This window comes from Parashewanella curva, from assembly GCF_003675895.1.
Taxonomy (GTDB): domain Bacteria; phylum Pseudomonadota; class Gammaproteobacteria; order Enterobacterales; family Shewanellaceae; genus Parashewanella; species Parashewanella curva.
The window spans coordinates 1-12539 of sequence record NZ_ML014766.1 but is presented as its reverse complement, the minus strand read 5'-3'; the positions used below and the strand labels follow the sequence as shown (position 1 = coordinate 12539).

Genomic DNA, 12539 nt, shown 5'->3' with positions numbered 1-12539 from the left:
AGAGAGATTGAATATGGCACGTAAAAAGCATTCCGGCGTAGAAGATGAAGCACAGATCGATATGACTCCGATGTTGGACATCGTATTCATCATGCTTATTTTCTTCATCGTGACAACATCGTTTATCAAGCCATCTGGTCTTGATTATGAAAAACCTGAAGCGAGTACGGCTCCAAGTCAACCTTCTTCTAACATCTTCATTGGTGTAAGTAAGACTGGTGTGATCAAGATGGAAAACCGTAACGTAGATATTGAACGTGTAACAGCAAACGTTGAACGTATGCTGGCCGAAACACCTGACGCTGCGGTAATGATTGAAGCCGATAAGCTAGCTGAACATGGTATCGTGGTGAAAATCCTTGATAGCGTGAAGAAAGCAGGTGTAGACAAAGTGTTTGTATCAGCAGGGAAGGATTAATATGTTCCGAGGAATAGTATCTATCATTATTGGTGGTGCTGTTACCTTTGGCCTGTTTGTCTTCATGGCATTCTTAGTAGGTGGCGGCGCAGGCCGCCACGCTGAGAAAACTGAGTCACCACAGATTCAGATCAGCATGGAGAGGCAGGACTCTCAGGTACAGGACAAGCCTAGGGTTAAACCTAAGCCACCGACGCCACCGGAGCAACCACCTAAGCCTGAGGTACCACCACCAGATACGTCGAGCAGCATTGATACAAGTTTGAACTTTAACCCGAATGGTGTTTCTACAAGCGCTTCTCGTGGTGGATTTAAACTTGGTAACATGATGACCCGTGATGGTGACGTTACTCCAATCGTACGTACGGCACTAGAGTATCCACCTCAAGCGGCTCGTGACGGTAAAGAAGGTTATGTAGTACTTGGCTTTTCTATCAACACTGTTGGTGGTATCGAGGACATTAAAGTTCTAGAAGCTAAGCCTAAGCGTATCTTCAACAAAGCGGCACGCCGTACTTTGAGAAAATGGAAATACAAACCGCAAATCGTTGATGGCAAGCCACAAAAACGTACTGGTATGAAAATCCGTTTGGACTTTACGTTAGACAAAGGATAATAACATGGCAAAGTTAAATAAATTTGCAGCTGCTATTATGCTTTCCTTTGGTGCATTGACTGTGGCAACTTCAGCGGTTGCAGCAGACAAATGCCCAATTGAGAAACGTAAAAACCAAGCAGTTGGTCAGAGTGTAGGTAAAAAGATCCAAAGATCTTACAAAGCCTATACTGAAGGCAACATCGATGATGCTTTAGCAACTTTGCTTGAAGCATCACCGAAGAAAGATTTTGATAAAGCGTCTGTTGCCCGTATGTTGGGTAACTTTTATGCAGAAAAGAACCAACTAGACAAAGCATTTACACAGCTGAAACAAGCGGCTGATTTAGATGTTCTAGGTGGCACTGAACATGCTGATACGCTTAAGCTTGTTGGTATTTTAGCAGTTCAATCTGAAAAATTTAAAGTGGGCATTAGCTACTTTAAAAAATGGTTGGACTTTACTTGTAAGCAAGATGAAGACGTTTATCGGTTATTAGCGGTTTCATATTCTCAAGTTAAAGACTGGGATAATGCGATCAAGTATGCTGATCTTGCGATTAAGCATGCTAAAAAACCGAAGAAAGATTTTTACAACGTAAAAGTTAACGCTTACTACAACAAGAAAGAGTTAAAAAACGCGGTAAAAGTTCTTGAAACGGCGGTTGAACTATTCCCTGGTGAAGGTTCATTCTGGCGTCAGCTATCTCAGTTCTATCTAGCAACTGAACAGTACAAAAAAGCCCTTTATACTTATGACTTAACTTATAAAGCAGGTTTCTTAACAGCTGGTTCGGGTATTACTCGTTTAGCACAATTGCAAGCTCGTTATGGCGGTCCTTATCACGGTGCTAAGTTGCTTGAAAAGCACATTAAAGCTGGTGATGTTAAAAAGGATAAAAGCTCTCTTCGTGTTGTAGCTGGGTTATTCCAAAATGCTAAAGATATGAAGAAAGCCGCTGACTACTTTGGAGAAGCTGCTGCGATTGATAATGATGCTAAGCTATATTTGAAGCAAGGTAGAATGTTATCAAGCGTTCAACGTTATTCGCAGTCAATTAAAGCTTATGATAATGCGATTAAAGCGGGATTAAAAAATCCTGGCGAAGCGTACTATGAACTTTCTCTTTCTTATTTGAACCTTAAGCAATACAAGTCATCGCTTAAGAACATCTTACTTGCTAAGAAAGATAAGAAAACTAAGAAACATGCGACTTCTTTTGAAAAGTACATCAGAGAAAAAGCACGTATTAATAAAGTTAAGCTTTAATCTTCTATACTTGTAAATAAAAACACCTCCAATTGGAGGTGTTTTTTTATTTCCAATAAATTATTTTTTCTGGCTCTTGCACATCAGTCGCATTTATATTTATCTCACTTTCCACTTTTTTAATAAGACCGTCTGACTGTTTGTTAGTTGTTGGTGTGCAATGCCCAACTATCACTCTACACTCGAATCTTTGATTAAATCGTAACTGAGAGTCGTTTTTTACTTCATTAATCGCGATACTTATCCTTTTTAATACTGCCTGTAATCCGTTTGTATCTAGATCGAATAAACCGATTGTGAAGTAACCTTTTTCACTTCTAGCCAATAAGTCATTGCTTCTTATAAAGCTATTTTGCAGTTTTATGGACAGAATTTTAAGCACTGTATTAGGATTGCTTGTTTCATCCATGTTAGGACATAGATACAATAAGGCTAATCCTTTTTGTTGTGATAGATGTTTTTGCCATTCTCGGTTAAAAGCTTCGGTAAAGTAGGCTTGGTTATAGACGCCGGTTTCTTGGTCCATGAAACTGGGTTTCCGCCATGAATACAACATGCTTTCTCCTAAAAGCATTCACGCAATAGCATCAAGTATAGATGACAAACAACTTTATGAAAAAATTAAAAATATTTTCAGTAATGCTCTGAATTTAAAATAATAAGTGGTGGCTTTGTTGTCTTTTATTTCTATTGAATGCGCAACATCAGCACAAGATTTGCGCAATGGCTCATAGCAATTGCTATAAAAAGTAAGCAAGACAAAGAACTCTAACAGTTCTATTTACGGTACTAAGTTCTGCATTATAGCCAACATTTACATTTCTAATTTTTTTAAAATAGTGTTGCGCTAAAGTTAATTCATACTATTGTGATCTCCAATATTTATCAAAGTTATACTACCATTCCTTCCTAGTCGAACAGCACTAGCTCATCGGATATTGGTAATATTGGTAATATTAATAATTAATCTGATATTTTCATAAATAGATCAATAAGATATTATTTTTCATCAAGGTAATATTTTTTGGCTGTTTTCGGTAATTGATTACTTTTTAAATTTCCTTCTTCTATTCATATCTGAATTTTGTCATCTCAATGTCGCATTACGTTTTCTTTTTCAATCAATGTATTTACAGCACAGTTTACTGATGCAATCTTGAATGTACCTATTTAGAAACAGATGCTTTCAAGGACATGAAGTGTCTTTCATAAACAACTCTAGCCCTAGCTTTGGGCATATGCTTGGAGTAGATAATGAAAGTAAATTCACTCAATGCCATTACTACCAATTCGATTCAATCAAGCAGACTTAGGGCGCTGGTCGCCCACCTTTTTTTGATTTCCATTTTACTGCTGACTCCCGAATTCGCCTTTGCTGATCCTATTTCTGAAGGTGTGGATTGGGTGATGCAATTACTCACCAATGGCATTGCTCGCAGTGCTGCAATTATCGGGATTGCTATTTTGGGTTATCTAGCTTGGTTTGGGCGCATTACTGGTGAGACTTGCGGTAAGTATATTGCAGGGATAGTGCTGGTATTTGGTGGTTCAACCATTGTTGATCTCATCATTTCAGCTGTTAAGTAGAGGGGGGTAATTACTATGTCTTTTACTGAGTTTCGTGATCCCTTGTTCGTGGCTGTCACTCGTCCAGCAATGAAATGGGGCGTGACCTTGGATGGCATTATCATTGCGGCAGCTGTTGTAACTGTCCTGATGATAGCCACTAAAAATCCCTTTATTTTACTGCTGTACTTTCCTCTTCATGCACTCATGTATTCATTGTGTTTACGTGATCCTCTTATGTTTCGCTTACAAAATCTGTGGATGAATACCAAAGCCAAATCTGTTTGTAGGCGATGCTTAGGTTACGCCAGTGCCAGTCCTGTTGTTAATACTCGCAATAAGGAGAGAATGTTATGAGTGCTGTTGCCATCGAAAAACTCACTGAACAATGGCAGAGAGAAAATTCCGTCGATGAATATATTCCTTATCAAGCGCATGTGGACGAGCACACCATAAAAACCCATAGCGGTGATTATTTGCAGATTATAAAGCTGCAAGGTGTGGCGCATGAATCCGCTGATCCTGAGCAAGTAAACCTCTGGAAAGAGCAATTCAATTTGATGTTACGAAATATCGCCAGCCCTCATGTGTGTTTATGGACGCACCTTATTCGTCGTGAATCCAAAGTGGTTCCAAAAGGTGAATTTAAAGCCGATTTTGATAAGCAGTTAAACCAGAAATACATCAATAAAATCTGCCAAAGCCAGTTGATGGTCAATGAGCTATATCTAACTGTCATCTACCGTGATGCCAATGTGACGCTTAAAACAAAGTTACAAGTAAAATCGCCCTCGGTTGAACAGTTACTTGCCGAACAAAAGCAAGCGATATCAGCGTTGAATGACGTTGTTAATACGGTTTTATCATCATTGGAAAGTTATCAGCCTAAACGGTTAGGTATCTATTCAAAGGACATTATTAATAAAGTGAAAGGGAAAGTGTTCTACAGCGAATTACTGACACTTTTAGATTATCTGACCAATGGCGAGTGGCAACCCAGAGCTATTACCACTGCTGATATGTCAAAGTCATTACCCAGAGCAAGACCATTATTTTCTGATAACACCTTTGCCCTGAAAGGCATTACGCAAACCCGTTTGGGCGCGTGTTTAAGTATTAAGGAGTACCCTGAACACACCGAAGCGGGTTTGCTTAATGCACTTTTATCAGCACCGTTTGAACTGGTGTTAACACAGAGCTTTCAGTTTCTATCAAAGCCAATTGCTACTGAGATTTTACTACGCCAACAAAAAAGGCTGACAGCCACAGGAGATTTTGCTCATTCTCAAGTCGATGCCATTGATATTGGGTTGGATGATTTAACCGCTGGACGCATGGTTTATGGTGAACATCATTTGGTGCTAACCGTATTGACTGACACAACAGAAGCCCTTGATAAGCATCTTTCAGCATTAAAATCTGAGCTGGCCGACCAAGCCATTATTCTCACCAGAGATGATTTATCAATTCAGTCAGCGTTCTACTCACAGCTTCCTGCAAACAGTCGCTTTCGTCCTCGTCCGGCTCGAATATCTTCTCGCAATTTTGCCGGATTTTGCGGTTTTCATAACTATCCATCAGGACAAGTTTGCGGCAATCAATGGGGCGATGCAGTAACGGTACTACAAACCGTTTCTGGTGCTCCCTATTACTTTAATTTCCATGAGTCTAATACGCATAGCCAAGTCCTTCAGGCTCATGTAAATCGTGAAACAGGTAAGGATGACAAGCTCAAGGATGAGCATCACGCTTTGGGTAACACCTTAATCATCGGTGCTTCTGGCTCTGGTAAAACTGTTCTGCAAGGCTTTTTGATTTCTCAAAGCAAAAAGTATCAGCCAACGCAAATCATCTTTGATAAAGACCGTGGTTTAGAGATCTACGTTCGCGCCACTCAAGGGTTATATCTTCCTCTACAAATGGGTAAACCCACAGGCTTTAATCCTTTTCAGCTTGAACCCACAGCCGACAATATTCTGTTTATCACAGCTTTGATTTCCAAGCTTTGCGGTGGCGAGCTACAACACCAACATCAACAAGATTTGGCTGATGCGGTAAAAGGTGTAATGAGTTTACCTAAGCCGCAACGCCGTTTAAGTCGCTGTTTGGAATTTCTTGATCCGGTTGACCCAAATGGTTGTAGCTCAAGACTACAAAAGTGGTGTTGTGGCGGTGAACTCTCCTGGGTTTTGGATAACGAAGTCGATGAGCTATCTATTACCAACCAAACCTTGTTTGGCTTTGATGTCACAGAGTTTTTAGATATTGAAGAAATCCGCACGCCCATTGTGATGTATCTGTTTTATCGCATCGAAAAACTGATTGATGGTCGCAAACTGCAAATCTTTATGGATGAGTTTTGGAGGCTACTGGCTGATGAATACTTTGAAGATTTAGCCCAAAACAAGCAAAAAGTCATTCGTAAACAAAATGGCATTATGGTCTATGGCACTCAATCGGTTAAGGACGTGCTGAATTCACCCATAGCGCATACCTTGATTGAGCAATGCGCCACTCTAATTTTAATGCCCAATCCCAAAGCTCGGCGTGATGATTATATGGATGGACTCCATTTAACCGAACGTGAATTTGAGCTAATCCGCACTGAACTTCAACCCAACTCCCACCAATTCATTATCAAGCAAGGCCATGAAAGTGTCGTTGCTAAATTAGACTTGAACGGCTTTGATGATGAACTGGCGGTGATCTCTGGTACTACCGATCAAGTGAACTTGATGTATCGGATTGTGGAAACGGCTGGCAGTGATCCCAAAGACTGGCTCCCTGAATACTTCAATGCCTTGCATGAACAGCGAGGTGAAGTATGAAACGCCTTTTTCTAATGATGGCGCTACTGATGACACAATCACTGCCATTACCCAGCTTAGCTTTCCCTGTGATTGATATTGCTAACCTGCATCAAAAAATTATTGAAATACGTCACCTATTGGAAGAAATCGACACGCTAAAACAGCAACTCGATACCGCTAAACGCCAACTGAGTAGCATCAACGGTATTACTGGAATGAGTGATGCCATTGACTCTGTTTACGATGTGGCAGTCAAAGTCGATCCCAATCTCACTCTCAAGCAACAAGGTTTACATAATAGTGAATGGCTCAAGTTGGGCGGTGACAGCGCAAGCTTGTTCGATGATATTAATCGCTACCGTGGACGTTGGTTAGGTCAAACCCAATTATCGCTACAAGAAACCCAAGTGAGATATGACCAACTGACAAGGCTTATCAACAAGATCACTCAAGCACCAAAACAAAAAGACATTCAAGACTTACAAGCCAGAATTCAAGCTGAAAACGCCATGCTTGCCAACGAACAAGCCAAATTGCAGCTGATGAAAGCACAAGCACAGGCCAGTGATGCATTAGCGCAACAGCGTATTACCCAAATGGCGATTGAATCGGCTGGTGTGCTACACCCGATTAATGTGAATTGGAACTAACCCACCAAGGACGGCAGAACCCATTAAGTATCTGACCATAAGTTTTCCGATAATTTTGGTGTTCAGGTCAAGTGTTATACAAGATGCTTTTGTGCAGGAATATCGGAAGTCTTTCAAGCAAAAGCAACGCAGTAGAGTGCTTGAGATGGGCGCCAAAAAAACGAGAAAACTTGTGGTTGGGTACTTAATTCTACAATGAGGACTCTGCATGAAACTTATCAATATCCTATTAATTTCAAGCTTGTTTTGTGTCATGACAGGCTGTTCAAAAATGAGTAGTCACCATAACCAACAAAGCCAAGCCCATGATGTGGCTTGGTTTAAACAGCATCAGAAAATCTTGATGCAAACCTTAACTCAATGCAGCAACAATCCGGCTAAGTACCGCAATCATCCCGAATGTATCAATGCTCAACAAGCGGCAAATGATATTGTGGCTGGTGATCCTGTACCGCTACCTGCTGATATGGCTCATCCTAAAGAGTAATCAAGATGGCGGCTACCAGTAACTTGTATCGCAGTATTTTTAGTTTGGTGGATCAAGCTTTGCACAACTATGTACAGCAAGGTTCGGCAAGGCTGATCCAATATCTGATCCCAGTATTCACTTCGATGATGATTTTATGGGTAGTGATCTGGGGTTACTCAATGATGTTTGGTCGCAGCCAAGAACCATTACAAGAAGGCTTTTTCCGGATAGTGCGTATTGGTTTTATTCTGACTTTGGGGTTAACCGTTGGTCACTATAACCAAACAGTGGTGCGCTTTTTAAGTGAAACACCTCAATTTCTAGCGGCGGTTGTTTCTGGCACCAAAACTCAAAATGCGGCGCAGCTGTTAGATCACCTGTTCGGCCAAATCCTCATCCTTGCCGATAATGCATGGCGACAAGGTGGGGTGATGAACGGCAACTTCGGCATGTACATTCTGGCGATGGGGATATTAACCATCGGCGGTTGCCTGACCTTATTGGTGGCGTTCTTTATTTTGCTCAGCAAAGTCATGGTCAGTGTGTTGTTGGCTATCGGTCCGGCCTTCTTTGTTTTGCTTCTGTTTCAAGCTACTCAACGCTTCTTTGAAAGCTGGTTAGGAATGGTACTCAACTTTGGTTTTATCTTGCTGCTAGGTGTGTCTTCGGGACAGTTGATGACCACGGTGGCCTCCAAGTATCTGGCGCAAATTTCTCATAACCATGCCGCTTTAACTACGCTAAGCGACAGCTCCATGCTGTGCATCGTCATGGGACTGTGCATTTTAGTGATGAAGCAAATTCCTGCCATGGCCTCAGCCCTTGGCGGTGGCGTGGCGATTGCGGCACATGGGGCGATTTCGAACAGTTTTCATGCCATGCGTCCCACCACCTTACGCCATCAATATCGAACGCTAAGACGGGATTTGAACTACACAGGTCAAGCACTATCAGCACCGATTAAGCCTGTTGGTTCAGGTTATCGTGCTTATCAACAACGCTTTGGTGGTAACAGCATTTCAGGAGAAAGTGAACAATGAAAAAATGTCTATCAGTGTGCTTCATCATACTGCTAACCCATTGCTCAAGTATGCACAAGCCACCGCACTGTAAAGATGATGGTAAAGGACTAAAACCTGTGAACAGTCAGCCTATTGTTATCAAACCTATTGAGGTACGTCATGGCTGAACTTAAGCAGCAACTTACTGATAAGCAGCTACTTCAAAAATACTTTGCCGAAGCCAGAGGGTGGGATGCTGAGCTGAATGTGAGAATTAAACAATCTGAGCAACGTGCTTGGAAATGTTGTTTGTTACTGGCTTTACTTGCCACGCTTTTAGCCATTAGCCTGATCACCTTAATGCCGCTGAAATCCATCGAACCTTTTGTAATTCGAGTCGATAACAACACTGGTTTTGTGGATGTGGTTTCAACCTTAGCCAGCAAGGGACAAGTGAAACAACACGCTCAAGAAGTGTTGGATAAATATTTCTTAGCCCAATATCTACGTCATCGAGAGGGCTACCAGTGGCAAACTCGCAGTTACAACCGCAAGCTTATCGGCTTGATGTCCGATGAAAACACTCAGCAAGATTACGGCTTACAAACCGATCCTAAATCCAACTCCAACGCACCAATTAATCTCTATGGTCAATCAGCGCAAGTGCTGATCAAAGTGAATGCCATTAGCTTTATCGGGCATGAAAAAAGTAATGGTGAACAAACCACAACCGCTTTAGTCCGTTATACCAAGCAAGTTAAACAAATTGGTGAAGAGCGTCCATTAACTCATTGGGTTGCCACCATCACATTCACTTATCGCAATGCGCCGATGTCAGTCGCCGACAGACAACTTAATCCTCTTGGTTTTCAAGTGCTGAGTTATCGCAATGATCAAGCTACGGGAGGTGATTAAGATGGACCTATACAGTCCTCTTTCGTCATTCCTGCGCAGGCAGGAATCTAGTGCCATTCTCTTTGGGTTATCTAGCAAAAGTCGCTGGATGCCTGTCTATACAGGCATGACGTTAATGCTGTTATCTTCTACTTCATTTGCTTTAGAAACCCCTCATATCGGTCACTTTGATCGACGAGTACGCCATATCAATTTCAATCCGCAGCAAGTGGTGAAGCTAGTCGGTCACTATGGTTTTGCTACCGATATAGCCTTTGCTAACGGTGAATCCATAAAGCAAATAGCTATGGGGGATAGTGCGGCATGGAGTGTAACGCCCGTCGACAATCACATCTTTATCAAACCCAAAGCTCAACAAGCCATCACCAACATGACGGTACTCACCAATCGTCATGTGTACCAATTTGAGTTAAATGCGTCACAGCTAAAAAACAGTAACCAAGCCACAAGCCGAAGTATGATGTTTGCGGTAGATTTTGTTTATCCCGATGATCTTAAAAATCAGCTGCATCAACACAACCAACAGCAGTTGCTTGACGACCAACTTAATCGTCACACTACGCCACAGGTGAATAACCAAAACTATTTCTACAAAGGCGATAAAGCCTTATTGCCTGTAACAGCCTTTGATGATGGTCGTTTTACTTACTTTAAATTTAACTCCAAGCAAGACTTACCTGCGGTGTATACCGTTAATAGCGATAACAGTGAAAGCTTGGTGAACAGCCATATCAATCCTGACTTTCCCAATACCATAGTGATCAGGCGAGTAGTCCGAAGGCTAGTACTACGGCAAGGTCGATTAGTTTTGTGCTTGTTTAACCAATCCTTTGATGCAGAGCAGCCTGCAAGTTATCACAAAACACAGATCCCACAGGTGCAGCGAGTTGCTAAAAGGCGTGGAGGCTCGCATGGCTGAATCATCATCAAATCAAGTTGAAGAGCTGTCATCTAATCCCGTTCCAGAGTTAAGCAATCGAGTGCAGAGCAACTCATGGCTGACCAAAGTCGTGATGGTTGTTATCGCTGGATTAATGATTGTGCTGTTAGTGGCGATTAATGGTGGTTTTAGTCATGGCAAATCTGATAGCAACTCAAGCCAACATCATTACACCATTGCCGATCATTTAGGTGCGCCACCTGAGCCAGCTCATAAACCCAATACCAGTAGAAAAGCAAAATCAAACAAAGAAACTGACTCAATCATCCATACAGGACAGCTAAACGAGCCCAGTTCACCTCAATTTGGTCATTTAGCTCGATTAAACGGTCAGAAGAAAACTCTCACACCACAACAACGTAAACAGCTCGATGATTTATTGGTGTTGAATAACAGCTCACAACAAACAGTTTCAAGAAACATCCAACAGCGAGAGTCTTTGCCTGACTTAAACCAAGCACAACCTGATAGCCACTCACTAAACCAACAACTGCAAGCCTCCAAGATTCAAGGCAGTATCGCCAGTCGCATCATTGATCCCAACTTGTTTATTACCAAAGGCGCATTTCTCGACTGCATTTTAGAAACCGCCATTAGCAGCGACGTAGCAGGCATGACCCGTTGTCAATTAAGTCGTGATATTTACTCTACCAATGGCAAGGTATTGCTGCTCGAAAAAGGCAGTCATATTGTTGGTGAGTACCAAGCTGGATTAGAGCAAGGGCAAGCTCGAATCTTTGTATTGTGGGATCGCATCGAAACCCCAACAGGCGTGATTTTGGATTTAGCGTCACCGGGAACCGATAACCTTGGCCGCAGTGGTCACAGTGGTTATGTCGATGGTCATTTTGGACAGCGATTTGGCAGTGCCATGCTACTCAGTCTGATTGGTGATGTCGGCACTTATTACGCCAATAAATCCAAAGGAAATAGCAATAAAATCCAATTCGGAGACACCATTGGCGGCACTAAAGATCTCGCTTCTATTGCACTGCAAGACTCAATTCATATCAAACCAACTTTGTATAAAAACCAAGGGGAACACATCAATGTATTCGTAGCTAGAGACTTAGATTTTAGGAGTGTTTATGAGCTTAAACTTAGCCAATGAAGTTGCAATTGAACCCAATCGTGCTGTTGCTTTATACGAGCACCTTAACGTACTCAACATTTATTTATATCCACCACAGATCACGGAAGTTGTCATCAATCAACCATTGCAAGTGCTAACTGAAAGGGAAAGTGGCTGGAAACAACATAAAGTGAAATCACTGACTTTGGAGTACTGCCAACGATTAAGTAAGTTAATTGCTACTTATTCAGGTCAAAAACTGGATGCCGTGCATCCAATATTATCCGCCACTTTGCCTGATGGTGAACGAGTACAAATTGCCATTCCTCCAGTCACTCAAGTAGGTAAGATCAGCATTACTATCCGCAAGCCGTCCAAATCCGTGTTTACCTTGGACGAGTATCAACGGCAGGGCTATTTTTCACAACAAAGCCATGTTGATGGCAGTCAGAATGAAACCGATGCCCAGCTGTTGGCCTTTAAGCAAGATGGCAATATTGCCGCTTTTCTAAAACTCGCCATCAAGCTGCGAAAAAACATTATCGTTTCTGGTGCGACAGGCTCAGGTAAAACTACATTTCTGCGCTCATTACTGCAACAAGTTCCTGATTCAGAGCGATTGATAACCATAGAAAACGTCGATGAATTGCAGCTGTATAACACCCACTCCAATACCGTCAGTTTGTTCTACTCCGCAGGCAATCATGGCGTGGCCAATATCACTCAAAAGCAGTTGTTAGAAGCCAGCTTACGAATGAAGCCCGGCCGAGTGTTTGTCGCAGAGTTAATTCGTGGCGATGAAGCCTTTTACTTTCTTCGCAATATCAATTCAG

General features: G+C 42.0%; 14 protein-coding genes. 13 read left to right on the top strand and 1 reads right to left on the bottom strand.

All coding sequences use genetic code 11. From position 1 onward, the window contains the following. Nucleotides 1-13: 13 nt before the first annotated feature. From D5018_RS07305 to D5018_RS07295, 3 genes are read left to right on the top strand one after another with little or no spacing between them, the layout of a single operon-like run. Entirely contained in the window at nt 14-418 is a 405-nt protein-coding gene (locus D5018_RS07305) for an ExbD/TolR family protein (protein WP_121838358.1), read from the top strand. A gap of 1 nt (nt 419) precedes the next feature. Next, the gene (locus D5018_RS07300; RefSeq protein ID WP_121838357.1) at nt 420-1034 is read left to right on the top strand and encodes an energy transducer TonB; all 615 of its coding nucleotides are present in this window, start codon (nt 420-422) and stop codon (nt 1032-1034) included. A gap of 4 nt (nt 1035-1038) precedes the next feature. After that, nucleotides 1039-2283 carry a tetratricopeptide repeat protein gene (locus D5018_RS07295; protein WP_121838356.1) on the top strand — a complete coding sequence of 415 codons (1245 nt, stop codon included), beginning with the start codon at nt 1039-1041 and terminating at the stop codon, nt 2281-2283. 46 nt (nt 2284-2329) lie between these two features. On the opposite strand, the gene D5018_RS07290 is transcribed toward D5018_RS07295, so the two are convergent. After that, the gene (locus tag D5018_RS07290; RefSeq protein WP_165905017.1) at nt 2330-2809 is read right to left on the bottom strand and encodes a nucleotidyl cyclase domain-containing protein; all 480 of its coding nucleotides are present in this window, start codon (nt 2807-2809) and stop codon (nt 2330-2332) included. A gap of 728 nt (nt 2810-3537) precedes the next feature. Between D5018_RS07290 and D5018_RS07285 the strand changes: the two genes are divergently transcribed. The 10 genes from D5018_RS07285 to virB11 form a co-directional block, all read left to right on the top strand. After that, complete coding sequence (locus tag D5018_RS07285) at nt 3538-3870, top strand: TrbC/VirB2 family protein (RefSeq protein WP_121838354.1); 333 nt, start codon at nt 3538-3540, stop codon at nt 3868-3870. Nucleotides 3871-3885: 15 nt separating this feature from the next. Next, a complete protein-coding gene (locus D5018_RS07280) occupies nt 3886-4206 on the top strand; it encodes a VirB3 family type IV secretion system protein (protein WP_121838353.1) in 321 nt (106 codons plus the stop codon). Beyond that, entirely contained in the window at nt 4203-6677 is a 2475-nt protein-coding gene (locus D5018_RS07275) for a VirB4 family type IV secretion/conjugal transfer ATPase (protein ID WP_121838352.1), read from the top strand. Before D5018_RS07280 ends, D5018_RS07275 begins: the two co-directional genes overlap by 4 nt. Beyond that, nucleotides 6674-7309, top strand: a complete 636-nt coding sequence (locus D5018_RS07270; RefSeq protein WP_121838351.1) for a type IV secretion system protein — start codon at nt 6674-6676, stop codon at nt 7307-7309. The genes D5018_RS07275 and D5018_RS07270 overlap by 4 nt, the downstream gene beginning before the upstream one ends. A 208-nt stretch (nt 7310-7517) precedes the next feature. Further along, nucleotides 7518-7796: an EexN family lipoprotein gene (locus D5018_RS07265; protein WP_121838350.1), complete on the top strand. Its 279-nt coding sequence runs from the start codon at nt 7518-7520 to the stop codon at nt 7794-7796. A 5-nt stretch (nt 7797-7801) separates the two neighbouring features. Beyond that, nucleotides 7802-8818 (top strand): TrbL/VirB6 family protein, encoded by a 1017-nt coding sequence (locus tag D5018_RS07260; RefSeq protein ID WP_121838349.1) that lies wholly within the window; start codon nt 7802-7804, stop codon nt 8816-8818. A 141-nt stretch (nt 8819-8959) separates the two neighbouring features. Then, nucleotides 8960-9694 carry a VirB8 family type IV secretion system protein gene (locus D5018_RS07255; RefSeq protein ID WP_121838348.1) on the top strand — a complete coding sequence of 245 codons (735 nt, stop codon included), beginning with the start codon at nt 8960-8962 and terminating at the stop codon, nt 9692-9694. A 1-nt stretch (nt 9695) separates the two neighbouring features. Beyond that, nucleotides 9696-10613 carry a P-type conjugative transfer protein VirB9 gene (gene virB9 / locus D5018_RS07250; protein ID WP_165905016.1) on the top strand — a complete coding sequence of 306 codons (918 nt, stop codon included), beginning with the start codon at nt 9696-9698 and terminating at the stop codon, nt 10611-10613. Continuing rightward, entirely contained in the window at nt 10606-11745 is a 1140-nt protein-coding gene (gene virB10, locus D5018_RS07245; protein WP_121838346.1) for a type IV secretion system protein VirB10, read from the top strand. The genes virB9 and virB10 overlap by 8 nt, the downstream gene beginning before the upstream one ends. After that, the coding region (gene virB11 / locus D5018_RS07240; protein ID WP_121838345.1) for a P-type DNA transfer ATPase VirB11 at nt 11723-12539 on the top strand (817 nt) is incomplete at its 3' end. The genes virB10 and virB11, both read left to right, overlap by 23 nt.

What these genes read in the sequence shown, in the direction of transcription:
- D5018_RS07305 (WP_121838358.1), top strand. Translation starts at nt 14, where the DNA reads ATGGCACGTAAAAAGCATTCCGGCGTAGAAGATGAAGCACAGATCGAT.
- D5018_RS07300 (WP_121838357.1), top strand. Translation starts at nt 420, where the DNA reads ATGTTCCGAGGAATAGTATCTATCATTATTGGTGGTGCTGTTACCTTT.
- D5018_RS07295 (WP_121838356.1), top strand. Translation starts at nt 1,039, where the DNA reads ATGGCAAAGTTAAATAAATTTGCAGCTGCTATTATGCTTTCCTTTGGT.
- D5018_RS07290 (WP_165905017.1), bottom strand. Translation starts at nt 2,809, where the DNA reads ATGGACCAAGAAACCGGCGTCTATAACCAAGCCTACTTTACCGAAGCT.
- D5018_RS07285 (WP_121838354.1), top strand. Translation starts at nt 3,538, where the DNA reads ATGAAAGTAAATTCACTCAATGCCATTACTACCAATTCGATTCAATCA.
- D5018_RS07280 (WP_121838353.1), top strand. Translation starts at nt 3,886, where the DNA reads ATGTCTTTTACTGAGTTTCGTGATCCCTTGTTCGTGGCTGTCACTCGT.
- D5018_RS07275 (WP_121838352.1), top strand. Translation starts at nt 4,203, where the DNA reads ATGAGTGCTGTTGCCATCGAAAAACTCACTGAACAATGGCAGAGAGAA.
- D5018_RS07270 (WP_121838351.1), top strand. Translation starts at nt 6,674, where the DNA reads ATGAAACGCCTTTTTCTAATGATGGCGCTACTGATGACACAATCACTG.
- D5018_RS07265 (WP_121838350.1), top strand. Translation starts at nt 7,518, where the DNA reads ATGAAACTTATCAATATCCTATTAATTTCAAGCTTGTTTTGTGTCATG.
- D5018_RS07260 (WP_121838349.1), top strand. Translation starts at nt 7,802, where the DNA reads ATGGCGGCTACCAGTAACTTGTATCGCAGTATTTTTAGTTTGGTGGAT.
- D5018_RS07255 (WP_121838348.1), top strand. Translation starts at nt 8,960, where the DNA reads ATGGCTGAACTTAAGCAGCAACTTACTGATAAGCAGCTACTTCAAAAA.
- virB9 (WP_165905016.1), top strand. Translation starts at nt 9,696, where the DNA reads ATGGACCTATACAGTCCTCTTTCGTCATTCCTGCGCAGGCAGGAATCT.
- virB10 (WP_121838346.1), top strand. Translation starts at nt 10,606, where the DNA reads ATGGCTGAATCATCATCAAATCAAGTTGAAGAGCTGTCATCTAATCCC.